The sequence below is a fragment of the Bacillus sp. MMSF_3328 genome, assembly GCF_030733525.1.
Lineage (GTDB): Bacteria > Bacillota > Bacilli > Bacillales > Cytobacillaceae > Bacillus_AB > Bacillus_AB infantis.
In genome coordinates this window covers 77,334-102,768 of record NZ_JASHIV010000015.1, presented here as the reverse complement: position 1 = coordinate 102,768, position 25,435 = coordinate 77,334, and the positions used below count along the sequence as shown (strand labels likewise).

The window sequence follows — 25,435 nt, the reverse complement described above, 5'->3', positions numbered from 1 at the left end:
GAATATTATTGACATATTTTAAAACCAGGTGATAATATAACGGTGTAAAAACGCTGATGAGATAATTTATCATATTTTATGTAAGCGATTACATAAATGCAGCAGAAGAGAGAGTCAGTGTGAGATGCCAATAATTTTGCAAGGGGGATTGTCATGAAAAAATCGATCAAAGCTGCTTCTTTACTGCTGGCAGGAAGCCTGCTCCTGTCTGGCTGCGGGAGCGATGAGGCTACAGGCGGTAATAGCAAAAATGGGGACAAGAAGATTTATCAGATCGGATTGACTCAATTTGCCGAGCATCCTTCACTGGATGCAGCAACTGAAGGCTTCAAAAAGGCGCTAGAGGAAGCAGGCTTCAAAGAAGGCGATAATGTTGAATATGACTTCCAGAATGCCCAGGCAGATATGAATAACACACAGACCATTGCCAATAATTTCGCGGGTGACCAGGTGGACCTCATTTTTGCCAATGCCACGCCAAGTGCGGTCAGTGCATTGAATGCGACAAAGGATATTCCCATCGTATTTACCTCAGTAACAGATCCTGTCGGTGCCGGGCTTGTGAAGTCATTTGATGAACCGGGCGATAATATCACCGGCACGACAGATAATCATCCTGATGCTACAGGCAAAACGATTGATTTCATGACAAAGGAAGCAGGTGCCAGGAAGATTGGCGTCATCTTTAACGCCGGAGAGCAGAACTCTGAAGTACAGGTCGAGAAAGTCAAAGAACTGGCAGAAAAAAATGGGGCCGAGGTGGTAGAGGCGTCCGTCTCCACTTCCGCAGAAGTCAAGCAGGCTGCAGAGTCTTTAGTAGGAAGGGCAGATGCCATCTATGTCCCGACAGACAATACGGTCGTTTCCGCACTTGAATCGGTCATAGCTGTAGCACAAAGCAAAAAAATCCCTCTTTTTGTGGGTGAGCTCGATTCCCTTAAGCGGGGCGGGGTAGCGGCAAGCGGGTTTGATTATTTCGAGATTGGCTATCAGACTGGCAAAATGGCCGCAGACATCCTCAAGGGAGATAAGAAGCCAAGTGAAATCCCGGTAGGACTGCCTGAAAATATCAAACTCGTGTTCAATCCAAAAGCTGCGGAAGAACAAGGACTTGAGATCAAGGAAGAATGGAAGGATCTAGCCGAGTTTTATGAAGAATAGCGAAGGGCGTGGTCTTTAGATGTTTACAGCAATCTTCGGAGCATTTGAGTCAGGCATCATCTATAGTATCATGGCGCTCGGTGTCTATCTTTCTTTCAGGGTGCTGGATTTTCCGGATCTTACAGTGGACGGCAGCTTTGTGACGGGTGCTGCCGTTGCAGCAACCCTGATCGTAAGCGGCGTCAATCCTTTTATCGCTACAGCTGCTGCCCTTATAGCAGGGTTTGCCGCCGGCTGCCTTACCGGAATCCTGCACGCTTATGGAAAAATAAACAGCCTGCTGTCCGGCATCCTGATGATGATCGCTTTGTATTCCATTAATTTAAGGATCATGGGAAAGTCCAATGTACCTCTTCTCAATACAGAGACAGCCATGACTGGCATCAGGGATGCATGGGATAAAACAGGGATCGATCCCATGCTGAATGGCATTCTTGCAGCCGTAGGGCTGGGGGACAGCCTTCCAAGGACATGGGGGATCCTCATAATGATGCTGTTAACTGCATTTGCCATTAAGCTTCTGGCGGATCAGTTCCTGAAAACGGAGATAGGCCTTGCTTTAAGGGCAACCGGCGACAATAAAAGGATGATCAGAAGCCTCTCAGCAGATACAAATCTGATGGTCATACTCGGCCTGGGGCTGTCTAACAGCCTTGTCGCTTTCTCTGGCGCATTGATTGCCCAGCAGGGTGGATTTGCTGATGTCGGGATGGGCATCGGGATGATCATAATCGGACTGGCATCGGTCATCATCGGGGAAGCTATATTTGGCACAAAAACCATAGCAAGGACAACTCTTGCCGTAATTGGCGGAGCAATCATCTACAGGATCGTCGTCACACTTGCCCTGCGTGTAGATTTCCTTGAACCGGGGGACATGAAGCTCATTACAGCGGTCATTGTCATCATTGCTCTGATCATGCCTAAAACACTTGATCGGATAAGGGAAGGAAGAAGAAAGGCCAAGAGGCTTCGCACTCAGCCCGGTGAAGGCTATCTTTCCGGAGAAAGGGAGGTGGATCAGCGTGCTGCAGCTAAATAATATCAGCAAAATCTTCAATGAAGGGACGCCTGATGAGAAAAATGCTCTTGACAGTGTGAGCCTTTCTTTAACTGCGGGCGATTTTGTCACTGTCATCGGTTCAAATGGGGCGGGGAAGTCGACACTGATGAATATCATTTCAGGCGTCATGATTCCAGATGCAGGAAGCGTGCTGATTAATGGTAAAAATGTGGCGATGATGCCTGAGCATAAAAGGTCATTTCTGATCGGGAGGGTTTTTCAGGATCCAATGGCAGGAACGGCCCCAAGCATGACGATAGAAGAAAATCTGGCTATGGCCTATTCCCGCAATAAAGGCAGGACTTTTAAAAGGGGCGTCACTAAAAAGCGGAGGGAAAATTTCAGGGAAGTCCTTGAGGCCCTTCATCTCGGTCTTGAAAATAGGCTGAATGCCAAGGTTGGACTGTTATCCGGAGGTGAAAGGCAGGCTTTATCCCTGCTTATGGCCACCTTCACAGAGCCTTCCATCCTCCTGCTTGATGAACACACTGCGGCCCTTGATCCTGCCAGGGCCGAGCTGATCACCCGCCTCACAAAGGAGATTGTCAGCAATTACAAGCTGACTACCATCATGGTCACCCATAATATGCAGCAGGCTTTGGATCTCGGGAATCGGCTTATCATGATGGATAAAGGACAAATCATCCTGGAGATTGAAGAAGATAAAAAGAATAAATTAGGGATTGAAGATTTGCTCAGCGAGTTCCAGCGAATCCGCGGCCGGCAGCTGGCAAGCGACAGGGCTCTTCTCTCGTAGATGAATGAAGGAAAAGGATTAAGGAGGCAGCACTATGCCTTATGTTAATCCTTTTTCTTTTGCTGGATGATTTAAGAAAATTTGCAATTGATTGACTATTCGTTTGTCATAATGTTATTATAACGTTAAAAATACGTCATACATATTTGAGGGTGTTGTTCAGTGAAGCCGGGTTTAAAAGAAGGAGCGGCTGCATCCATCCATCTGACAGTCGGATCCGAGATGTTTGCGCAATTCGGGGGTCAGATTGTCCACCAGCTCTTTTCCACAGCCAGCATGGTCTATTATATGGAATGGGCATCAAGAAAAGTAATCCTCCCATTTTTAGAAGAGAGCGAAGAAGGGATGGGGTACGCAGTCACAGTGAAGCATCTTGCTCCTGCTGCTGAGGGGAGCATATTGAATGTCACTGCGGAAGTCGTCAGGCTTGAACGAAATCTGATTTTTACATCAGTCAAGGCTTTCCATGGGGATACAGTGATCGGCAAAGGGCAGGTCACCCAGGCTATCCTTCCGCGGAGCAAGATTAAAAGATTTACAGAGAAGATCCGGTTGGACTAAAGCTTTTATGCATCATTAAATGAAAGCGCTAACATATAGAGGGGGATTGAGAGACGATGGATATGTTTGATACGATCCGTGAGCATGAACAGGTGTTGTTCTGCAACGACGAAGCAACAGGCCTTAAGGCGATCATTGCGATCCACAGCACAAGGCTGGGTCCTGCACTTGGCGGCTGCAGGATGTTTCCCTATCCTTCGGCAGACGCAGCACTTGAAGATGTCCTGCGTCTGTCCAAGGGGATGACTTATAAGTGCGCTGCAGCAGATGTAGATTTTGGCGGAGGGAAAGCGGTGATCATCGGCGATCCTTCAAAGGATAAGACACCCGAGCTTTTCAGGGCATTCGGCCAATTCGTTGAATCGTTGAATGGAAGGTTCTACACAGGCACAGATATGGGAACCACCCCTGAAGACTTTGTCCACGCCATGAAGGAAACCAATTGCATTGTAGGTGCTGACGAAGAATATGGGGGAAGCGGGGACTCTTCTGTTCCGACTGCCCAAGGGGTGATTTATGGGCTTAAAGCCACAAACCAGGTTCTTTATGGGACATCGGACCTTGGCGGACGGTCCTACAGCATCCAGGGGCTCGGCAAGGTAGGGTTCAAAGTGGCTGAAAAGCTGCTGGAGGAAGGCGCTGATCTTTATGTTGCTGATATCAATGAAGAAGCCATCAATGAGCTGATGGCAAAGGCGGGAAAAATGGGAGCGGGCCTCAAAGCGGTCAGCAGTGAAGAAATTTACCGTGCAGATGCTGATGTCTTTGTCCCCTGTGCTCTGGGAGGCATCCTCAACGATGAAAGTATAGAACAGCTCCGGGTCAGGGCGGTTGCCGGGTCGGCGAATAATCAGCTGCTTGAATTCAGGCATGGCGGCATGCTCCAGCAAAAAGGAATTCTTTATGCACCGGACTATATTGTGAATGCCGGCGGACTTATCCAGGTGGCAGATGAACTGTATTCCCCTAATAAAGAAAGGGTCCTCCGGAAAACGAAGGCGATATATAGTGCGCTGCTTAATGTGTACGACTATTCGGCAGCTGAAGGGATCACAACCATTGAGGCTGCCAACCAGTTCTGCGAGCAGAGGATTGAAGCGAGAACCAGGAGGAACAGCTTTTTTTCCCATATGAAACGGCCGAAATGGGCAGTCCGGACATAACTGTATGCCAATGACTTTACTGAAAAGGGTGATAGGATGGAGAGCCAATTTCCAGTCAATAGGATGATTGATGAAAACGGAAACGAGGTATCCGGTACCTCAGGGTTTGACACAGAGCTTGCTCTGGAGTTCTACAGGCAGCTTGTCCGGATCAGGGTCTTTGACCGGAAAGCGGTCAGCCTGCAGCGCCAGGGAAGGATAGGGACGTATGCTCCGTTTGAAGGCCAGGAAGCTGCCCAGATAGGGAGCGCGATGGCGCTCGAAGAATCGGATTGGATGTTCCCTACCTATCGGGACCATGGAGCAGCTTTGGCTTTCGGGCATTCAATGAGAAACGTGCTGCTATTCTGGAACGGACGAAATGAAGGATGCATTCCCCCTGAAGGAAAGAATATCTTTCCTCCTGCAATTCCGATCGCCACCCAGATCCCACATGCAGCCGGGGCGGCATATGCGGAAAAACGCAAAGGAACGAAAAAAGCTGCCATTGTCTATTTTGGAGACGGGGCCACTTCTGAAGGGGATTTTCATGAGGGCCTCAATTTTGCCAGCATCGTTAAGGCGCCTGTGGTCTTTTTCAATCAAAACAACCAATATGCGATTTCCGTCCCGCTGTCAAAGCAGATGAATACCAAAACTATTGCGCAAAAAAGCCTTGCCTATGACATTCCTGGTGTCCGGGTTGATGGGAACGATGTATTTGCTGTATATCGTGAGACCAAAAAGGCGCTGGAGAGGGCAAGGGAAGGCGGCGGTCCGACCTTAATCGAGGCGGTGACATGGAGATATGGTGCCCATACGACCGCCGATGATCCCGCCAAATACAGGGATCAGCAGGAAAGCAGCGTTCTAAGAGGAAAAATCGATCCGATTCTTAGAATGGAACGCTGGCTGAAGAATAAAGATCTGTACGATGAGAACTGGGCAAAGAGAGCAGAATCGGAAGCAGCTGCAGAAATTGATTTGGCTATTGCAGAGATGGAAGCATACCCGCCTGCCGATCCGGCTGATATTTTTGATCATGTGTTTGCAGAGCTGATATGGCCGCTAAAAGAGCAAAAGGAAAAATACCTTAGCCAGCTTGGGGGTGCTTAGATGGAAACAGCAGTCAAGACCAGCACCATGACGCTTGTACAGGCAGTAAATGAAGCATTGGACATCATGCTGGCGGAAAATGATGAAGTTCTGGTGCTCGGAGAGGATATCGGGAAAAATGGAGGGGTGTTCCGCGCGACCGAAGGCCTGCAGGAAAAATACGGTGAAGAGCGGGTCATGGACACCCCGCTGAGTGAAGCGGGATTCATCGGTGCAAGCATCGGGATGGCCGTCAATGGATTCAGGCCTGTGGCGGAAATCCAGTTTCTTGGCTTTATTTATCCTGCCTTTGAGCAGATCATGACACATGCCTCCCGGCTCCGAATGAGGTCGATGGGACATTATACCGTCCCGCTTGTGATAAGGGCCCCATATGGTGCAGGAGTAAGAGCACCGGAAATCCATTGTGACAGTACTGAAGCCCTTTTTACCCATATGCCGGGCATTAAGGTAGTCTGCCCGTCCAATCCGGCTGATGCAAAAGGGCTCTTGATTGCCGCCATTGAGGATCCTGACCCTGTCCTGTTTCTAGAACCGATGAAAAGCTATCGGTCACTGCGGGCAGAGGTGCCGGAGGGAAAGTATGCCGTAGAGATAGGCAAAGGGAGTAAATTAATGGATGGAGATGATGTGACGGTCATCGCCTGGGGCGCTATGGTGCCGATTGCCATGAAGGCTGCTGAGGAAATGAAGAGAAAAGGTATTTCATGTGATGTTCTAGACCTCCGCACCTTGTATCCTCTGGATAAGGATATCATCTCTGCCTCGGTGCAGAAAACGGGGCGCACCGTCATTGTCCAGGAGGCTCATGCATCAACCTCTGTTGGCAATGATGTTCTGGCCATTATCAATGATACCTCCTTCTTATATCAGAAAGCACCGGCTGAACTGGTTGCAGGCTTTGATGCACCTGTTCCCTATTTCGGTTTTGAAGACCATTATCTGCCGACGGCTGAACGAGTCTGCCGTGCGATTGAAAAGGTCTGGACGTTCTAAGCAATCAACTGAGCTTTTATCAGGAGGTGTTTTAATATGGAAGTGAAGCTCCATGATATCGGGGAAGGGATGTCAGAAGCAGAAATCAATTGTTTCCTTGTCAAACAGGGTGATTTTGTGCGGGCGGATGAGCCCCTGGTCGAGGTTCAGACCGATAAAATGACAGCAGAAATACCTGCGCCAAGAGCGGGCATAGTCCGTGAGTTTGCGGTAAAGCCAGGGGAGACGGTAGAAGTTGGGGCAGTACTGCTTCTGCTGGAGCCGGAAAACAGCCGCCAAGCAGCAATTGAAGAGGGATCACAAGCTGGCAAACAAGTGAAGAGAATCCTCGCATCACCTTACACAAGGAAGCTTGCAAGAGAAAATGATATAAACATAGATGATATTGAAGGATCAGGTCCTGGCGGAAGAGTGGTGGACACCGATATTTTCAGGATGGCCGGACAAGGTGATGTGTCTGCAAGGGAAAAAGAGTCCGGGAAGATAAAAAAAGATCCAGAGAGACCGGTAGCCGCTCATGATTCTGCCATCTCTTACTCAGGACGGCGGAAAATGACTGCCGAGAAGATGGTTCAGTCGCTTTCCCTTATTCCTCATTGCACCCATTTTGAGGATGTGGATGTCACAGAGCTTTCCGTATACCGGGAAGAGCTCAAAAAGCAGGAAAAGCAAGTGACGATGACAGCTTTTTATATAAAAGCTTTATCAATGGCTCTCAAACGCTTCCCCGTGTTTAACAGCAGGCTGGATGAGAAGGCTGGACTGATCCATTTGCTGCCTGAGCACCATATTGGGGTGGCCGTCAATGCGGAGGATGGCCTTATCGTGCCGGTCATCCGGAATGCGGAGGAAAAGACGATTGCCGAAATCGCAGCGGATCTGCAGAATTTGACCAGGAAGGCGCTGGATGGCAGGCTGTTGGCAAAGGAAACGGCCGGAGGCACTTTCACGGTAAGCAATGTGGGGCCATTGAACGGCAGCACCGGCGCCACCCCGATCATCCTGCACCCGCAGACAAGCATTATTTCCTTGCATAAGACGAAAAAAATGCCGGTGGTCGATAAGGACGATCAGATTGTCATCCGCTCCATCATGAAGCTTTCCATGTCATTTGACCACAGGATAGCAGATGGCGCTGCTGCTGTCGGTTTTACTAACCGTTTTGCGGAACTGATCGAGAATCCCAAACTGATGCTATTGGAGCTGGTGTGATGGTAGTAGGGGAACTGGCTTATGAAAAGGATGTTGTGATCATTGGAGGGGGACCCGGCGGCTACCAGGCAGCCATCAGGGCGGCACAGCTAGGCAGAAAGGTCACGCTGATTGAAAAAACGGATCTTGGCGGTGTATGCCTCCATAAGGGGTGCATTCCTTCTAAGCTTTATGCCGAAGCTGCAGACCGGATCAGGAAGATAAAGGCTGCGGGTGAATACGGCATTGAACTGTCTTTTTCCGCTTTCCAGCTGGAAAAGCTCATGAATGAAAAAGACCGGAAAACAGCACAGCTGAAAAAAGGAGTTGAAGAGCTGTGCAAAAGCAATGAGATTGAGCTGGTGAAAGGCAATGCCTTTTTTCTCTCAGCTGACCGGATGGGCATTGAAAATGGCGAAGCATATCAGGTATTCCGCTTCAAACACTGCCTCATAGCAACCGGAAGCACACCAATTTGGCCACACGATAATTCCCCGCGTTCCGAAAAGCTTTTGGACTGCTGGTCTGTATTTTCCCTGAAAAAGCTTCCTGATGAGCTCATTATTTACGGGAGCGGCTATATCGCCCTGGAAATGGCCATGAGCTTTCAGGCTTTCGGGGCCAGGACATCAATTATGCTGGATCAGGAAAAAGATGATTTTGGATTTGATGCGGCTGTGAATAGGGAGATCGGCAGAATCTTGAAGAAAAATAGAATCAAAGTTTACCGCGGGGCAAAGCTCCTGTCTGTAGAAGAAAGCGGTTCGGGTGTCGAGATTAATTATGAACTGGGCGGAGAAAATAAGCAGCTGAAAGGAAGCTGTTTCTTAACTGCAGCCGGCTTCCGGCCCAATACTGCCAATCTGGGGCTTGATAGAGCGGGAGTGGAAATAGACACAGCGGGATTTATTAAGATAGACCAGCAAGGGAAAACCTCTGTCAGCCATATTTTTGCAGCTGGGGACGTGGCAGACGGACCGCCGCTCGCATCAAAGGCAATCAGACAGGGAAAGGCTGCAGCCGAAACGATTGCCGGTTTGAAAACGGAGGCTGACTTGCGTTTTGCCCCTGTTGTCATCCATACCCAGCCGCCTATTGCTTATGCAGGTCTGACGGAGCAAGAGGCACTGGAAGCGGGTTATAAAATAGACACGGGAATCTTTCCTTTTTCTTCCTTGGGCTATGCAAGTGTGAAGGGGAGCAGGGAAGGAATGGCCAAAGTGATTTTTGAAAAGGAAACAGGCTTTCTTTTAGGCGTTCATATGATAGGAGATGGCGCACAGGAACTGATTTGTGCTGGTGTCTCTTTGCTTGAAATGGCTGCCAGGGAAGAAGATATGCTGTTTCCTGTGTATGCTCATCCAAGTTCAGCAGAAGCCCTGCTGGAAGCGGTAGAATCTCTTAAAGCGAGAAGCATCCATCTGCCTGCTAGGGAAAAAGTGAAAACATAAGAAATGCTTTACAGCAGCAGAGCTTCACACTGCGCTCTTGCCTGAAGGAAAAGAAATATTTTAAGATAAATCTGAAAATTAAAACAGTTGGAGGGATTAGGATGGAACAAAGAACGGTTTCGCCATTACAAAAGGCAGAAGAAATTTTTCCGGTCAAGGAAGTCGACTATCTTGAAATTTATACAGGCAATGCCAAACAGGCCAGCCATTACCTCTGCACATGCTTTGGCTTCAAGCCTGTCGCTTATTCAGGGCTTGAGACAGGAAACAGGGAGACAGTGTCATATGTACTGCAGCAGCGAAAAATCAGGCTGGTAGTGACAGGCTCGCTCACAGAGGAAACAAAGGTGGCTGCTTTTGTGAAGAAGCACGGTGACGGGGTCAAAGATATCGCCCTTGCTGTTGATGATGTTGAAAGTGCTTACAAAGGTGCGGTAGAGCGCGGCGCAATTGAACTGGTTCCGCCATTTGAGCTGGAGGATGACCATGGCAAGCTCAAAAAGGCGGTGATCGGTACATATGGAGATACCATACACACTTTGGTGGAACGGAATCATTATAAGGGTGCCTTTATGCCGGGTTATGAGCCATATGAAACGAAGGCCCCATTCGAGGATGCCGGCTTCATCGGCATCGATCATGTGGTCGGAAATGTGGAAGAAATGGAAGAATGGGTGAACTATTACGCCAATGTCATGGGATTCAAGGAAATGAAGCATTTCACCGATTCTGACATCAGCACAGAATATTCCGCACTCATGTCCAAAGTGATGCATAACGGCGGAAGAATCAAGTTCCCGATTAATGAACCGGCAGAAGGGAAAAGGAAATCGCAAATCCAGGAGTTCCTGGAATTCTATAATGGGGCAGGCGTACAGCATTTGGCCATCCTAACAGAGGATATTGTCCAGACGGTATCTGTCCTCAGAAAAAATGGGGTTGAATTCCTTGATACTCCTTCTTCCTATTATGAGATGCTGTCTGAGAGGGTCGGCCAAATAGACGAAGAGATTGATAAGCTGAAAGAGCTCAGCATTCTGGTAGACAGGGATGATGAAGGCTACCTCTTGCAGATCTTTACAAAGCCGGTCGTCGACAGGCCTACTTTATTCATCGAAATCATCCAGCGCAAAGGAGCAAGAGGGTTTGGCGAAGGCAATTTCAAGGCGCTGTTCGAGTCGATTGAAAGAGAGCAGGAAAGACGCGGAAACCTGTAATTCTTATAAACAGAAAGGGGGTTCTCCTATGGATCGGATTTTAACGAAGGAAAGCATCAGGGGAATCACCCCTTATCCTTTAGGGATAGCTGCAGAAGAATTAAAAGAAAAATACAAGCTTTCCCGCATCAGAAGCCTTGCAGACAATGAAAATGCATACGGCTGCTCAAAGCTAGTCAGTTTAGCCATGAGCAAACAGGCCGGAAACCTCTCCCGCTACCCTGATGGGGCATGTTCAGCGCTCAAACGGACATTGGGCAATTTCCTCAATCTGCCTTCTGAGTATATTTCAATCGGCAACGGTTCCGAGGAACTCATCAGGCTCCTGGCAAGAGCCTATATCAGTGAAGGTGATGAAGCAATCATGGCAGACCTTACCTTTCCCAGGTACAAGGCAAATGTCGTGATTGAAGGCGGAAAGGCTGTCGAAGTCCCGCTTAAAGATGGCTTACACGATCTAGTAGAGATGGGCAGCCGCATTAGCTCCAGAACAAAGATGATCTTTATCTGCAATCCAAACAACCCGACAGGTACAGCTTTATGTAAAGAGGCTATCCAGCAATTCATCGCTGCTGTACCGGCACATATACTTATCGTTCTGGATGAAGCCTATTATGAATATATGAACCATGAAAAAAGGACTGAGGCAGAAAAACTGCTTACCTTCCACGATAATGTTGCAGTATTGCGGACATTTTCAAAAGCATACGGGCTTGCAGGGCTCCGGGCAGGATATGGAATGATGCATCCATCCATCATAGCAGAGCTGGATAAGGTAAGGGAGGTATTCAATGTGAATGCCCTCTCACAGGCCGCAGCCATAGCAGCGCTGGAGGATCAGTATTTTGTCAGGATGAGTGGAGAAAAGAACAGAACGGAAAGAGAAAGAATGCGCGGCCGTATTCAAGAGCTTGGATTCATGTGTTATGCCTCAGAAGCTAACTTTCTTTTCATTCAAGGGGCACTTGCTGAAAAGCTCATGGAATCAGGCATCATCGTCAGGAAATTTACTCATGCAAGCTTTCAGGGAGAGGCTGTCAGATTAACAATCGGTACAGAGGAAGATAATGATGCAGTTCTTGAAGCTATTGGCCAGGCCGTGAGGGGGAGGAGAGTGTAAAAGTGGAAATCCCGGTGTCTTCCCTATCCTGGCAGGAGGGGTACAAAATCCTGTCAGGATCCATTCTTCCCCGTCCCATCGCCTTTGTAACGACCATGGACAACAGCGGCAACGTCAATGCAGCACCATTTAGCTTTTTTACAGCCGTCTGTGCGAACCCCCTGCTTGTATGCTTTTCCCCTATGCGAAAGGGAACAGACGGAAAGAAAAAAGATACACTTCTTAATATTGAAGAAACCGGGGAGTTTGTCATCAATATCGTCAGCAGAAGTATGGCAGAGAAAATGAATATATGTGCAGCGGATTATGCACGTGAAGTAAATGAACTGGAAATGGCGGGGCTGGAGCAGGAAAGAAGCGCTAGTGTGAAGCCGCCGAGAATTAAGCGTTCCCAAGTCCATCTTGAATGCACTCTCCATCAGCTCCTGCACTTTGGAGACGGTCCAGGGTCTGGAAGCCTGGTGATTGGCATGGTTAGGCATGTGCAGGTGAATGATGACCTGTATCATAATGGGAAAATCGACACTGAAAAGCTGGATCCGGTTGGAAGGCTGGCGGGACATATGTATACTGGCCCGCTTGCAGATGTTTTCGAGATTATCAGAAAATCAGATCCGGGGTGATGGAATGAAGTTCATAACCTTTCAAAAACAGGATGGATCGGTCAGGTCCGGCTGGCTGGAGGGCACTGCTGCTGTTGATATGCATGAAGCTTCGAAGGGAATCCTACCAAAAACATTATTGGCATTTTTAGAAAATCATCCATTTTTCATGGAGCAGATTGAGTCACATCCTGAATGGAAAGAATCGGGCAGCGGTGCTTACCCTTTGGAGGAAGTAACACTGAAGGCTCCGCTTCCATGCCCAAAAAGCTTCCGTGACTTTTATGCTTTTGAGGAGCATGTCAAAACAGCCCGGGAAAACAGGGGCCTGGAAATGGTAAAAGAATGGTATGAGCTGCCGGTATTTTATTTTTCCAACCATCTATCCATAAAAGGGACAGGTGAGCCTATTACTCTGCCTGCCGGCTGCAGCAAGCTGGACTATGAATTGGAAATTGCCTGTATCATCGGCAAAGAAGGCCAAAATATCTCTGCCAAAGAGGCGGACGGATATATTTTTGGATACTGCATCTTAAATGACTGGAGTGCCAGGGATATTCAAAGAAAAGAAATGAAGGTCGGTCTTGGACCGGCAAAAGGAAAGGATTTTGCCACTTCAATCGGCCCTTATATTGTGACAAAAGATGAGCTGGAGAGCTATCGGGTGGACAATGGGTATGATTTGGATATGACAGCGAAAGTGAACGGGATCCTGCTGTCAGAAGGAAATCTTAAGGATATCTATTATTCATTCAGTGAAATGATAGAGCGGGCTTCAGAGAATACCACACTTTACCCTGGGGAGCTGATTGGTTCTGGTACAGTAGGGACCGGCTGCATCCTTGAGCTCGGGGAAGATGTTCACCGCTGGCTTAAGCCCGGCGATACGGTAGAGCTGGAAATCACGGGTCTTGGAAAGCTGTTCAATACGATTTCAGACTGAAAGGGGGAGAAGGCTTGTACTACAGGCAAATGGGGAGGATCCCGCACAAACGCCACACGATGTTCAAAAAAGAAGATGGGTCCCTTTTCAGGGAGCAGGTCATGGGAACAAAGGGCTTTTCGGGGACTCAGTCAATTTTGTATCATCATTTTATGCCGACAGAAACAGAAGAGGTATCCCTCTCAGGCAGCTATCTTCCAGAATATGAGGAAATGGCGGCACTTAAACACCGGCATCTGCTGACGGAGAACATCAAGCATGGAGGAAATGCCCTTCAAGCAAGGGAATATCTGCTTGGAAACGATGATCTGCTGATCGCTTCGGCTAATATCTCAGAAAATATGCAGGATTATTACCGGAACAGCGATGGAGATGAGATGTACTATATCCATTATGGAAACGGCATGTTTGAAACGATGTTCGGGACAATCAGCTATGGGCCGGGGGACTATATTGTCATTCCGATCGGCACGATTTTCAGGATCATTCCGGAAAAAGACACAAAGGCACTTATTGTTGAATCATTCAGCCAGATTACGACTCCAAAAAGGTACAGAAATGAGTACGGACAGCTGCTTGAGCACAGCCCATTCTGCGAGCGTGATATCCGTGGCCCTGAAAAACTGGAGACCCATACAGAAAGAGGGCCTCATAAGGTAGTCACAAAAACGAGGGGCCATCTTCATGAACATATTCTTGCCCATCATCCTCTTGATGTCGAGGGGTGGGACGGGTATCTATATCCATGGGCCTTCAATATTTCCGATTTTGAGCCGATCACCGGCCGTGTCCACCAGCCGCCGCCAGTCCACCAGACATTTGAAGGGCATAATTTTGTTGTCTGCTCATTCGTCCCGCGATTATATGATTATCATCCGGAAAGCATCCCGGCACCCTATTACCACAGCAATGTGAACAGTGATGAGCTTTTATATTATGTCGAAGGGAATTTCATGAGCCGAAAAGGGATCAAGGAAGGCTCCATCACCCTTCATCCCGGAGGAATCCCGCACGGCCCTCACCCGGGAAAGACAGAGGCAAGCATTGGCAAAAAGGAAACACTGGAGCTGGCTGTTATGATAGATACTTTTAAGCCTTTAAAGGTTGTGAAGAAGGCAAGGAAATATGAAGATGAAAATTATATGTATTCCTGGCTGGAGAAGTGAGGGAAGTGGTGATTTTTTAAAAAATGTACGGACTGTATGCTATATGTGTACAGTCTGTTTTGTTTGAGGATGGGGCTGTTGCTTTGCGTTCCAGGCACTTCGCTTTCCACGGGGCGGCGCTGAGCTTCCTCGTCGCTGCCGCTCCTGCGGAATCTCAGCTTTGCCGCTGCAATCCCGCAGGAGTCTACGTGCCTTCCACTCCAAGCAACAGGGTTTTTAAAATTTATGTGCAATAATACGTTGCAAGCTAAGAGTTTCAGTTTCTATTATTTTTCGCAATCCTTACTCTCTTTTTATATCCTTTGGAAACATTATTAAGTTCAACATCCGTACCTTGGTAGTTTTCCCGACTGTTGCCAAGGAGTTCAATATCTACATCCCAACAAATATAAACTTCCCTTAGCTCCAGCAGACATTTCTTTATCCAGCCTAAGCCTTCTGCCTGCCTCTATAAATAGCCTCCCTCAGTTCCAGAGCATAGGGTTCAAGGTTTGGCATGCCCATCTCGCGGGCCATGCTGATTTCTTTTTCAATATCATAAGGAAGGCGGACCATTTCGATTGAAAAAGGGGCCGGCTCTTCCGAAAGATATGTACCATGCAGGATAACAAAAGAGGCTTCCGGCACATCAAGCGGATTGCCGACGCTTCCAGTGTTGAACAGGACCTTTTTGGGATCAATCGGCTCCAGCATAGCAGCATGGATATCTCCATACCCGACTACGTCAGGAATGATTTCCCTTTTATCTTCGTCAATGAAATCACTTGCCCCGAACATAGCCTCCCGTTCCTCAATCGGGTGGCGCATCTGCACTACCCGGTGGTAAATGCTTTTAGCGGAAGCATGAAAAAGTCTGATATATTTTCCGCTCATCATAAAGTCATGATGAAAAGGAAGGGTACCTAAATAGTCCATTCCTTCCTTGCCGATTTGTTCCTGATGCCATTGAAGATCAGGAAAATCGGCCGGCTTCTGGATAAAGTCATCCCAATTTCCGCGCACTACTACTTCACATTTTTCTTGAACCCGCGCTATCGCTTTCTTTGAATGCGGCCCTTTCCCGACGAGGTCGCCGAGACAAAAGATCCGGTCGATCCTCCGCTCCTCTAAATAACCCAGCACCCGATCGAGTGCAGTGATATTTCCGTGTATATCTGAAATTACTGCAATGCTCATTCGTTCATCTCCCTTTGCTGCATCTCATTCTAATAGTTTCGCTTTTTCCATAAAAAAAACCTCCCAAAACAAGAAGATTCCTGTTCGGAAGGTGCAGTATGTTTATTCAAAATGCCAGACGACAGCAACGGTGCCTTCCCCGGCATGCACAGCAATTGTTGAACTGATTTCCCCGATGAAGGTACCCATTTCAGGAAATCTGGTTAAAATCTCTTTTTCAATTTCCTGTGCTTTTTCAAGGACATTGCCATGCATGATCTGTACTTGTTTTATTCTGTGTTTCTCTGCAGATTCTTCAAGAAGCTCTATCATGCGCCGTACGGCTTTTTTCTCCGAACGCACCTTATCAAAAAGCTGGAATTCTCCATTCCGGTCAACGTGGATAATCGGCTTTACTTTTAGTATGCTTCCCAGGAGATACTGAGTCCCGGACATTCTTCCGCCCTTGTAGAATTGGTCCAGATTGCCCAGCAGAATATAATTCTCAAACTGATTGGCTTCAAGCCTTAGTGTTTGGGCAATTTCTTTCCAGTCCGTATCTTGGGATTGAAGCTCGATCCCCTTATTCAGCAGGCCGGTAATGATATAAGACATCATCTTTGAGTCTACTGTTTCAACTGGAAAGCCTGCTATCTCTGCGCCCTGCATGCAGCTGTTCAGGGTGCCGCTCAATTTGGAAGAGATGTGGACAGCGATTGCACAGTCATAATCAGCTTTTAATTTTTCAAACAGCTCGGCGAATTTGCCGACAGAAGGCTGTGATGTTTTCGGAACTTCTTTTTCAGCTTTTAGTTTCATATATAAATCATCAGAGGATAAATCGATCCCATCCTCATAGGTGCCCGATGAAAATGCAATGGTAAGAGGCATTACATAAACATCCTGATGCTGCTCAAGCTCCTTGGTGATAAATGCTGTGCTGTCTGTAATCCAAGCAATTCGTTTATTTGTCATTTAACATATCCTTTACAGAAAGATTGTAGTGCTGTTGTAAGCCATTTCATTATACACGAACTTCTCTATGAATGTTTCAAAAGTTTTGTGAACGCCAATGGTAACTTTAAACAAAGGAAATAGCAATATTCTATAGGAAGAAAAAGGAGAATTCAGCAGGTAGCTAGAATTATATATTCAGAATATTCTTTAAAAAGGAGGATTGCCCGAATGCATATGAAAAACATATCAGCTGTTGTAACTGGCGGTGCATCAGGACTGGGCGAGGCTGCAGCAAGAAGGATCATAGAGAAGGGAGGCAGGGTTTGCATTGTTGATATGTCCGGTGACAAGGGCAGCAGCATTCAAAAAGAGCTTGGCAGCAGCTGCCTGTTTGTCAAAGCAGATGTTACAGATGCCCATCAAGCGTCCGAAGCTTTCAACTCAGCCATTGAGAGGTTTGGTAGCATAAACGTATGCATTAACTGCGCAGGCATTGCAGCGGGGCAAAAGGTAATAAGCAAAAGGGGGGTACATGATCTCGAATTATTCTCAAAAGTAATATCAGTCAATTTGATTGGCACCTTCAATATGATCCGGCTGGTTGCAGAAAAGATGAAGAATAATGAACCAGATGAAGGAGGGGAAAGAGGAGTCATTATCAGCACCTCTTCTGTTGCTGCCTTTGAAGGGCAGGTCGGGCAGGCAGCCTACAGTGCTTCCAAAGGAGGCGTGGCAAGCATGACCCTTCCGATTGCCAGGGAACTGGCTGAATACGGCATTAGGGTGATGGCAATTGCCCCTGGCCTGTTTCATACTCCCATGTTTGATTCTTTGCCTGAGGAAGCAAAGTCTGCACTTGGCAAAACGGTCCCGTTTCCCCGCCGTCTTGGCTTTCCAGAGGAATTTGCTTTGCTGGCACAAAGTATAATAGAAAACCCGATGCTCAATGGAGAGACCATCCGGCTTGACGGGGCAATCCGCATGCAGCCGAAGTGAGATATTAATTATTGATGTAAGCGTTTTCTAAGGGAGAGGAGCATGGTTATAAAAACAGGATTTCTTAAAGAGGAACATCAGATTTTTCAAAAGGCCTTAAAGAAATTTCTGGAGAAGGAAGCCTATCCCTTCTACGGTCAATGGGAGCAAGAGCGGCTTATACCAAGGGATTTCTGGAGGAAGATGGGAGAGCAGGGTTTTCTCTGTCCTGATTTAGATGAAGTATACGGAGGCAGCGGAACTGACTGGGGTTTTTCCGTCGTTATTAATAAAGAATTGGAAAGAGTGGGTTCAGGACTGGTTGGTATAGGCCTGCATAATGACATAGCCGTGCCCTATATTTCTGAATTTGGCTCTGAAAAACAGAAGGATAAGTGGCTCCCCAAATGTGCTTCCGGTGACATTATTACAGCGATTGCGATGACAGAACCTGGTGCAGGTTCCGATCTTGCAGGGATCAGTACGACAGCTGTTGACGAAGGTGATTATTATCGTCTCAACGGGCAAAAAACATTCATCACAAATGGGATGCACGCCGATCTGGTTATTGTCGCCTGCAAAACAGATCCTCAAGCGGTCCCCAAATATAAGGGAATCAGCCTGCTTGCGGTAGAAAGGGGATGCAAGGGTTTTTCGAGGGGGAGAAAACTGGATAAAATCGGCCTTCATTCTCAGGATACGGCTGAGCTAATCTTTGAAGACTGTCTTGTTCCTAAAGAAAATCTGATTGGAGAAGAAGGGCAAGGGTTTCAATATATGATGAAAAAGCTGCAGCAGGAAAGGCTTGTAGTTGCCATTGCTGCACAAGCTGCTTCTGAAGTCATGCTGGAGCTTACATTATCTTATGTGAAAAGCAGGGAGGCCTTCGGCAGACCGGTGGGAAATTTCCAGAACACCCAATTTAAAATGGCAGAAATGGCCACTGATATCGAGATGGGAAGAAGCTTCCTCGTCACCTTGAATAAGGAGCATATGGAAGGCAAGGATATCACGCAAAAAGTTTCTATGGCTAAATGGAAGCTGACTGATAATGCCAGAAGGATAGCAGCTGAATGCCTTCAGCTTCATGGCGGCTATGGATATATGGAAGAGTATGAGATTGCAAGAAGGTACAGGGATATTCCGGTTGCGAGCATTTATGCCGGTACCAATGAAATCATGAAATCCATCATAGCCAAAGGGCTTGGCCTTTAGGAATATGCTGATAGAAAGGAGATTGGCCGATGAGGGAAGCTGTTATTGCTGAAGCTGTGCGGACGCCGATAGGAAAGAAGAATGGCGTACTGAAGAATATAAGGCCAGATGAGCTTGCAGCTTTCATATTGAAAGAGCTGACTGAGAGGGCGGGCCTCAATCCTTCTTTAGTTGATGATGTCATCATGGGCTGTGTCAGCCAAACCGGTGAGCAGGCAGGTGATATAGCGAGGATTGCCTCTTTGATTGCCGGATTTCCTGTTGAGGTACCTGGTGTATCCATTGACAGGCAATGCGGTTCAAGCCAGCAGGCAGTCCATTTTGCAGCGCAGGCAATACTCGCGGGGGATATGGATATCGTCATAGCCGGCGGAGTGGAGAGCATGTCCCGTGTTCCGATTGGCAGCAGCTTTCAGGGAGCCAAATTAAGTGAAAATCTTAAAAGGAAGCATGAGATGATCCACCAGGGCCTTTCAGCAGAGAGAATCGCAGAAAAATACGGATTCTCCAGACAGCAGCTTGATGAATATTCTCTTGAAAGCCACGAGAAAGCGCTGAAAGCACAGGCAGAGGGCAAATTCCAAAGTGAGATTGCCCCAATTAAGGCGCTGCAGGATGATGGGACAATGTTTATTGCATCAGAGGATTCCGGACCGCGGAAGGACACATCACTTGAGCTGCTGGGAACCTTGAAGCCGGCATTCATGGAGAATGGCAGGATCCATGCAGGCAATTCCAGCCAGATAAGCGACGGGGCAGCTGCCCTTTTGATCATGTCAAGGGAGAAGGCAGAGAGTCTTGGGTTTCGTCCGAGATTCCGTATCCTTACAAGAACGGTGGTAGGATCAGATCCGACCCTAATGCTGACAGGGCCGATTCCGGCAACGGAAAGGGCGCTGCAAAAAGCAGGGCTCTCAATCGGGGATATTGATATATTTGAAGTGAATGAAGCCTTTGCTTCAGTGCCTCTTGCGTGGCTGAAGGAGACTGGAGCCGATCCTGCTAAGCTGAATCCAAACGGCGGAGCCATTGCACTCGGCCACCCGCTCGGAGCAAGCGGCGCAAGGATCATGACAGGGCTGATCTATGAACTGGAAAGGACAGGAGGGAGGTACGGGCTGCAGACAATGTGCGAAGGCTATGGAATGGCAAATGCGACCATCATAGAACGCTTGTGACAGACTGGTAAGGTGCTGATAAATATATTCAGGAGGTACGCCATGACAGTGACGATAGGAAGGATTTTGGATCTTGCTGTAATGAAATTTCCGGCAAAAGAGGCAGTGTACGATGTCAGGAAGAACAGGCGATACACTTATAGTGAATGGAATCTGCGCATCAACCGGGTCGCACATGCGCTCGCTGCTGAAGGTGTCAGCAAGGGGGACAGGGTTTCTGTTTTTTTATATAACACAGAGGAATTGGCGGCAGTCTTTTTCGCCTGTGCTAAAATCGGGGCCGTTTTCAATCCAATCAATTTCCGCCTTCAGGCTGAAGAAGCAGCATATATCCTTAGAGATGCCAGCCCGAAGGTTCTAATTTACGAAGAGGCACTTGAACCAGTGGTTTCCGCTCTTGAAGGACAATTTCCTGCAACAGCTTTCTGGTATATTGATGAGGAGCCGCCTTCCTATGCGGCCTCATTTGATGAAAAAGTCTCGCAAGCCTCTGACAGCCCGGTTTTTGCTGATGTCAGTGAAGATGATGATTATGCGATCATGTATACAAGCGGAACGACCGGCCGGCCTAAAGGAGTCATTCATACACACAGGCATATGGCTGAACAGAGCTTGACGGTTATTGCAGCGACAAAGCTTGAACCCTCTGACAAAGGGCTGGTCACTGCACCGATGTTTCATTGTGCAGAGCTGCATTGCGCCTTTCTTCCCCGCGTCCATGTAGGGGCTGGAAATATCATCCTCCATCAATTCAATCCTAAAAAGGTGCTGCAGCTGATAGAGGAGGAGGGAATCACTAAGTTTTTCGCTGCTCCGACTATGTGGAATATGATATTGCAGGAAGATCTTATGGCTTACTGCCTGGACAGCCTGAAACTTGGCTTGTACGGGGCTGCGCCGATGGCCCCGGCACTTGTTAAGCTGTGCAGGGAGAAGCTTGGTATCTTATTGGTCCAGGCTTACGGAATGACAGAGATGGGACCGGCCATCACATTCCTTTCTGAGCATGATCAGCTTTCAAAAGCAGGCTCTGCCGGCCAGGCTTGCCTGAATCATGAGATCAGGATTGTCAGGCCGAACGATAACGGGCCATCAGATCCCGAAGATATCCTTCCTGCAGGGGAAGCAGGAGAAATCATTGTCAAAGGTCCCAGCATGATGAAGGGATATTACAATATGAAAGAAACAACAGAAAAAGCATTATATAAAGGATGGTACCATTCAGGGGACATCGGTGCTTTAGATGAAGATGGCTACCTATGGGTAAGGGACAGGGTGGATGACATGATCATCAGCGGCGGAGAGAATATCTACCCGAGGGAAATTGAGGATGTCCTGTTTGAACATAGCGGAGTCCTGGACGCAGCAGTCATCGGCCAGCCGGATGACAGGTGGGGAGAGACTGTGACGGCATTCGTTGTTAAAAAAGACCCTTCTGTATCAGAGGAAGAATTGGACAGCTGGTGCAAGGAAAGCAGCAGGCTTGCCAATTATAAGCGGCCGAGAAAATACATTTTCTGTGAAAGCCTGCCGCGGAACGCGAGCGGGAAACTGCAGAAATTTGTGTTGAGGAGTGAACTGTCCCAATCAGCACAATCGTGAAAATAGGAGCTGCCTGTAAAAAGGCAGCTCCTATTTTTCCTGTCTGCGGTGATCCTTGATCGTTAGTTTGCCTTTTCCTCTTTTGTTTACAATCAGGGTCTTTGTCTTTTCATTTACAAAAGCATAGAGGATGTCTTTAGCTGAAAGGCTGTTCTCATCCAGTTTTTTTGTCAGCCAATCTTTTGAAAGATGCAGAAGCTTTAAATTTCTGAGCTGAATCTTTCCGTCGACTATGACAGAAACAGGCAGGCCTTCATCTTCAATATTAATGTTGAGATGCTCGACAGTAACAGGGGTATTTTCCGTCTTGGGAATTACGCTGATTTCCCCGATTGGTTCCAGTACAGCATACTCAACATCAGAAACTTTGGGAAATCCTTTGCTCCGCAGGATCGATAAAACCTGTGAGACTGACAAATGCGCTTTTTCCAGCTGATCTTCAATGATTTCTCCATCCTTAATCAGGATAGATGGCTCTCCCAGAAAGAATTTGTTCCCAATCTGGTTTAAGGTTAAGTAAGAAAAACAGATATGAAGCACAACCAGGATGGCCAGGGAGCCAATGGTAGGCCAAAATTCTGTGCTGATCAAGGGTTCGGATGCGACAGTGCCGACAATGATAATGGCGACAAGGTCATAGGGTGTCATCTGTACAATGGAAGACTTCCCCATCAGCCGCATGATTGCAATAGTTACAAGGTATAATACCAGAATTTTTATAAACAGAAACAATCTGACCTCTCCCAACGCTAAAAAAGGATAGTGTCAGTTTTCCCGGTTATAATCCATTTAAGTCTTTTTTAAAGTCCCTCCAGCAGCCGTTTGGCGATCCTTTCATAATCATCTTTTGTAATGCCAGGTGCAAATTCTTCCGGGAGCTCATCAAGATCAGGTACCGGGCCGCCTTCAGGCGTACCGTAAATGACTTTCAGCGGCTCGCCGTTTTCCGGATTTGACCCTTTCCAAATCTGGCCTATTCCCTTAAAATCCGTGTCACTCCATGTATAAAGAACATTGCTGAGCCCTTTTTCTTCAAACTTCCGCGCTGCATCAAATCGGGAGTTGCTTAAGTCGGGAATGGGCAGCATCTTTGTTAAGTCGACGCCAGTCGCGATATCGAGCGCTTTTGCGTAGGCTAATATGTGTGTACCTCCCCTGACCAGAAGATAGCCGATCATTTCCCTTGCAACAGGGTGATCTGTCATCTCATAAACGCGCATTTTATGTGTCCTGGCACCGACTTCCAGGAAAAAATTATGAAGAAGATCCAGCACCAGATTGCCGCTGCTGAACACATTGTCCCCGGTCCATGCCCTTCCCATTGAGTCGCCGGGAAGGCCAGTCTGGGCAGAGGCTATAAAATGATAAGTGTTTCGTGCATCCTTCCCGTTCTGAAGCGGTGCAATATCCGGATCACCAGGAAAGGTATTTCCTTTCGAGAGCAGATTGATTGCATTTGTCACCAGTTCCACATGGCCAAACTCTTCTGCGGTTATGCTGGCGACCAGATCGTAGAATGGCTTCAGCTTCTTTTTACTCCTGAAGTTGAAGGATTGGAACATATAGTTATTGAGAGTAGACATTTCGCCAAACTTGCCTCCAAGCAGTTCCTGGACGGCAGCTGCAGCATTCATGTCACCGTGAGAAGGCTCAGGGAGTTCAATTGCCAGCCTGTTTATTCTCTTGAACATATTTTTCCCTCCACTGGGTTGTTAGCCTGGAAAAATCCAGACAATCTGCTGAATGCGGATATAGAATGGTGTACTGGCAGACTCGACTACCAGGTGGTCCGGCAGGGCATTAATCAAGACGCCCCTTACAGATCCATGAGTGGTCTGCACTGTTACAGAATCACCTATTAAAGTAAGGGCGGCCTGGTATACATAAGGATCGAAGCTTGAATTAAAAGAAACTGCTGTTCCGTCCATCTTTTCAGCTCCTTTTCGCCAAAATCTATCATAAGCCTATGAGCGTGAAGGAAGTTTCAGAATATGTCCATGAAAGAAGGACAGGCGGATGGAGTTACCTTTGGCAGCCGCCGTGTGGGAAAATAAAAGGGAGTGGAAGGAGTTAATAAAAAACCCCCATGCTTTCACAGCAGGGGGGGAATGTTTATGCCTGATTCATTTTTTGGGACCATTCTTCAACGTCCCAGGTCTTAGTTACCCAGTCTTTATAAAAGTCTGGCTCATGGCATACAAGCACAACAGTGCCTTTATAAGCTTTCAGCGCACGCTTCAGTTCTTCTTTTGCTGCAATATCCAGGTGGTTTGTCGGCTCATCGAATAAGAGCCAATTGCTTTCATTCATCAGGAGCTTGCAAAGGCGGACCTTCGCCTGCTCGCCTCCGCTCAATTGTTTCAGCGGGCGGGAAATATGTTCATTTTTCAATCCGCATCTTGCCAATGCGGCGCGGACCTGGTGCTGGTCGAGGCTTGGGAACTCGCTCCATACATCATCGATCGGAGTGATGTTGCCGGCTTTTACTTCTTGTTCAAAATAAGAAGGGAATAAGAAGTCTCCGCGCTCGATTTTTCCGCTGAGAGGGGAAATCTTGCCAAGCATTGTTTTCAGCAGCGTCGACTTCCCGACTCCATTGCAGCCAACGATCGCAATTTTTTCTCCCCGTTCAACTGTCATATTCAGTTTTGGAAGGAGCGGCTCGGAATAACCGATATCAAAATCCTTCCCTTCGAACACGTACCTGCTGCTGCTTCTGGACTCTTTGAACTCGAATGTTGGCTTAACAGCAGTTTCAGGACGATCAATCCGTTCCATCCGGTCAAGCTGCTTTTGGCGGCTTTTTGCACGGCCTGTTGTTGAATAGCGGGCTTTATTTTTAGAAATGAAATCTTCCTGCTTTTTAATGAATTCCTGCTGTTTTTCATAGGCATTGATATGCTGGTTTTTATTGATCTCAGCAAGCTCAAGGAATTTATCATAACTCGCGGTATATCTGCTGAGCTTTGAAAATTCCAGGTGGAAAATGACATTTGATACAGAATTCATAAATTCTGTATCATGGGAAATCAGCATGAATGCATAAGGATATTCCTTCAGGTAGCCGGTGAGCCAGCGGATGTGTTCTACATCCAGATAGTTGGTCGGCTCATCAAGCAAAAGGACCTGAGGCTGCTCCAGGAGAAGCTTGGCCAGAAGAACCTTTGTACGCTGTCCGCCGCTCAGTGCAGCAACGTCACGCTCAAGTCCGATTGCATCCAGGCCAAGGCCGCGAGCTGCTTCCTCAATCTTGATATCAAGGGAATAGAACCCGCCGGCATCGAGACGGTCCTGGATTTCACCCATTTGCTCAAGGAGCTCTTCAAGCTCTTCAGGAGTGGCATCAGCCATTTTTGCTGTCACTTCATTCAGGGCTTTTTCCTGCTCGAATAGTGGAAGGAAAGCATCCTTCAGCACATCGCGCATTGTCCTGCCCGGAGTAAGAATTGTATGCTGGTCCAAATAGCCGTAATGCACATTGGGAGTCCACTCCACTTTACCGCTGTCGTGGATCAGCTGATTGGTTATAATGTTCATAAGAGTCGATTTCCCGACTCCGTTTGCGCCTACAAGGCCAACATGGTCTTCCTGGAGAAGACGGAAGGACACATCTTTGAATAAAGTTCTATCAGCAAAAGTATGGCTTAAATGATCTACAGTTAATAAACTCATCGTTTATATTCCTCGCTTTGCATGTCTAATCCATTATTTCATCATACTAAAAAACAATAGCGAAGGATTCCAATTACCATTAGAAGCAGCCCATTTATTACGGGTTACGGGAAACAATGTTTTTGACACCCTTTATTTGGCTGTTATAATGGAATAGGTTTAAAAAATCCGGTAAGGGGCTGCCTGCCGGAACAG

General features: G+C 47.4%; 24 protein-coding genes. 18 read left to right on the top strand and 6 right to left on the bottom strand.

Annotated features, from left to right (window positions below; genetic code table 11):
* The first annotated feature begins 153 nt into the window (after positions 1–153).
* The 14 genes from RBB45_RS19805 (at position 154) to RBB45_RS19740 (ending at position 14,486) form a co-directional block, all read left to right on the top strand.
* A complete protein-coding gene (locus RBB45_RS19805; protein WP_148949525.1) occupies positions 154–1,161 on the top strand; it encodes an ABC transporter substrate-binding protein in 1,008 nt (335 codons plus the stop codon).
* 19 nt (positions 1,162–1,180) lie between these two features.
* Positions 1,181–2,203 carry an ABC transporter permease gene (locus tag RBB45_RS19800; RefSeq protein WP_306010242.1) on the top strand — a complete coding sequence of 341 codons (1,023 nt, stop codon included), beginning with the start codon at positions 1,181–1,183 and terminating at the stop codon, positions 2,201–2,203.
* Positions 2,187–2,981, top strand: coding sequence for an ABC transporter ATP-binding protein (locus RBB45_RS19795; RefSeq protein WP_009790875.1), 795 nt, complete (start codon positions 2,187–2,189; stop codon positions 2,979–2,981). Before RBB45_RS19800 ends, RBB45_RS19795 begins: the two co-directional genes overlap by 17 nt.
* A gap of 162 nt (positions 2,982–3,143) precedes the next feature.
* Entirely contained in the window at positions 3,144–3,542 is a 399-nt protein-coding gene (locus tag RBB45_RS19790) for a thioesterase family protein (protein WP_306010241.1), read from the top strand.
* A 56-nt stretch (positions 3,543–3,598) separates the two neighbouring features.
* Positions 3,599–4,705 (top strand): Glu/Leu/Phe/Val dehydrogenase dimerization domain-containing protein, encoded by a 1,107-nt coding sequence (locus RBB45_RS19785; RefSeq protein ID WP_094769212.1) that lies wholly within the window; start codon positions 3,599–3,601, stop codon positions 4,703–4,705.
* Between the two features lie 36 nt (positions 4,706–4,741).
* Positions 4,742–5,800 (top strand): pyruvate dehydrogenase (acetyl-transferring) E1 component subunit alpha, encoded by a 1,059-nt coding sequence (gene pdhA, locus RBB45_RS19780; RefSeq protein WP_148949522.1) that lies wholly within the window; start codon positions 4,742–4,744, stop codon positions 5,798–5,800.
* A complete protein-coding gene (locus tag RBB45_RS19775) occupies positions 5,801–6,796 on the top strand; it encodes an alpha-ketoacid dehydrogenase subunit beta (protein WP_306010240.1) in 996 nt (331 codons plus the stop codon). It begins immediately after the preceding gene.
* A gap of 36 nt (positions 6,797–6,832) precedes the next feature.
* Complete coding sequence (locus RBB45_RS19770) at positions 6,833–8,008, top strand: dihydrolipoamide acetyltransferase family protein (RefSeq protein WP_306010239.1); 1,176 nt, start codon at positions 6,833–6,835, stop codon at positions 8,006–8,008.
* Entirely contained in the window at positions 8,008–9,438 is a 1,431-nt protein-coding gene (locus RBB45_RS19765; protein WP_306010238.1) for a dihydrolipoyl dehydrogenase family protein, read from the top strand. The genes RBB45_RS19770 and RBB45_RS19765 overlap by 1 nt, the downstream gene beginning before the upstream one ends.
* Before the next feature lie 101 nt (positions 9,439–9,539).
* Positions 9,540–10,655 carry a 4-hydroxyphenylpyruvate dioxygenase gene (gene hppD / locus RBB45_RS19760; protein ID WP_009790882.1) on the top strand — a complete coding sequence of 372 codons (1,116 nt, stop codon included), beginning with the start codon at positions 9,540–9,542 and terminating at the stop codon, positions 10,653–10,655.
* Positions 10,656–10,683: 28 nt separating this feature from the next.
* Positions 10,684–11,775 (top strand): histidinol-phosphate transaminase, encoded by a 1,092-nt coding sequence (gene hisC / locus RBB45_RS19755; RefSeq protein WP_224951922.1) that lies wholly within the window; start codon positions 10,684–10,686, stop codon positions 11,773–11,775.
* 2 nt (positions 11,776–11,777) lie between these two features.
* Positions 11,778–12,398 (top strand): flavin reductase family protein, encoded by a 621-nt coding sequence (locus RBB45_RS19750; RefSeq protein WP_009790884.1) that lies wholly within the window; start codon positions 11,778–11,780, stop codon positions 12,396–12,398.
* 4 nt (positions 12,399–12,402) lie between these two features.
* The gene (locus RBB45_RS19745; RefSeq protein ID WP_148949517.1) at positions 12,403–13,320 is read left to right on the top strand and encodes a fumarylacetoacetate hydrolase family protein; all 918 of its coding nucleotides are present in this window, start codon (positions 12,403–12,405) and stop codon (positions 13,318–13,320) included.
* Positions 13,321–13,349: 29 nt separating this feature from the next.
* Positions 13,350–14,486, top strand: coding sequence for a homogentisate 1,2-dioxygenase (locus tag RBB45_RS19740; RefSeq protein ID WP_306010247.1), 1,137 nt, complete (start codon positions 13,350–13,352; stop codon positions 14,484–14,486).
* A gap of 429 nt (positions 14,487–14,915) precedes the next feature.
* Here the strand turns inward: RBB45_RS19740 and RBB45_RS19735 are convergent, their stop codons facing one another.
* Positions 14,916–15,662: a metallophosphoesterase family protein gene (locus RBB45_RS19735; RefSeq protein ID WP_306010237.1), complete on the bottom strand. Its 747-nt coding sequence runs from the start codon at positions 15,660–15,662 to the stop codon at positions 14,916–14,918.
* 102 nt (positions 15,663–15,764) lie between these two features.
* Positions 15,765–16,616, bottom strand: coding sequence for a DegV family protein (locus RBB45_RS19730; RefSeq protein ID WP_009790889.1), 852 nt, complete (start codon positions 16,614–16,616; stop codon positions 15,765–15,767).
* A gap of 210 nt (positions 16,617–16,826) precedes the next feature.
* Here RBB45_RS19730 and RBB45_RS19725 point away from each other — a divergent pair, with 210 nt between their 5' ends.
* Genes RBB45_RS19725 through RBB45_RS19710 form a run of 4 tightly spaced genes read left to right on the top strand, consistent with a single transcriptional unit; the run spans position 16,827 to position 21,568 of the window.
* Positions 16,827–17,594: a 3-hydroxyacyl-CoA dehydrogenase gene (locus tag RBB45_RS19725; protein WP_009790890.1), complete on the top strand. Its 768-nt coding sequence runs from the start codon at positions 16,827–16,829 to the stop codon at positions 17,592–17,594.
* Positions 17,595–17,636: 42 nt separating this feature from the next.
* Positions 17,637–18,788, top strand: coding sequence for an acyl-CoA dehydrogenase family protein (locus RBB45_RS19720; RefSeq protein WP_371931629.1), 1,152 nt, complete (start codon positions 17,637–17,639; stop codon positions 18,786–18,788).
* A 29-nt stretch (positions 18,789–18,817) separates the two neighbouring features.
* A complete protein-coding gene (locus RBB45_RS19715; RefSeq protein ID WP_224951928.1) occupies positions 18,818–19,966 on the top strand; it encodes a thiolase family protein in 1,149 nt (382 codons plus the stop codon).
* A 42-nt stretch (positions 19,967–20,008) separates the two neighbouring features.
* Positions 20,009–21,568 (top strand): fatty acid--CoA ligase, encoded by a 1,560-nt coding sequence (locus RBB45_RS19710; protein ID WP_224951930.1) that lies wholly within the window; start codon positions 20,009–20,011, stop codon positions 21,566–21,568.
* A gap of 30 nt (positions 21,569–21,598) precedes the next feature.
* Here the strand turns inward: RBB45_RS19710 and RBB45_RS19705 are convergent, their stop codons facing one another.
* The 4 genes from RBB45_RS19705 to RBB45_RS19690 all read right to left on the bottom strand — a co-directional run bounded on the left by RBB45_RS19705 (position 21,599) and on the right by RBB45_RS19690 (position 25,240).
* Positions 21,599–22,300: a DUF421 domain-containing protein gene (locus RBB45_RS19705; RefSeq protein WP_022543820.1), complete on the bottom strand. Its 702-nt coding sequence runs from the start codon at positions 22,298–22,300 to the stop codon at positions 21,599–21,601.
* 68 nt (positions 22,301–22,368) lie between these two features.
* A complete protein-coding gene (locus RBB45_RS19700) occupies positions 22,369–23,259 on the bottom strand; it encodes a manganese catalase family protein (protein ID WP_224951933.1) in 891 nt (296 codons plus the stop codon).
* A 21-nt stretch (positions 23,260–23,280) separates the two neighbouring features.
* A complete protein-coding gene (locus RBB45_RS19695) occupies positions 23,281–23,496 on the bottom strand; it encodes a YuzF family protein (protein ID WP_094769227.1) in 216 nt (71 codons plus the stop codon).
* A gap of 184 nt (positions 23,497–23,680) precedes the next feature.
* Positions 23,681–25,240: an ABC-F family ATP-binding cassette domain-containing protein gene (locus tag RBB45_RS19690; protein ID WP_306010236.1), complete on the bottom strand. Its 1,560-nt coding sequence runs from the start codon at positions 25,238–25,240 to the stop codon at positions 23,681–23,683.
* Positions 25,241–25,435: the final 195 nt, after the last annotated feature.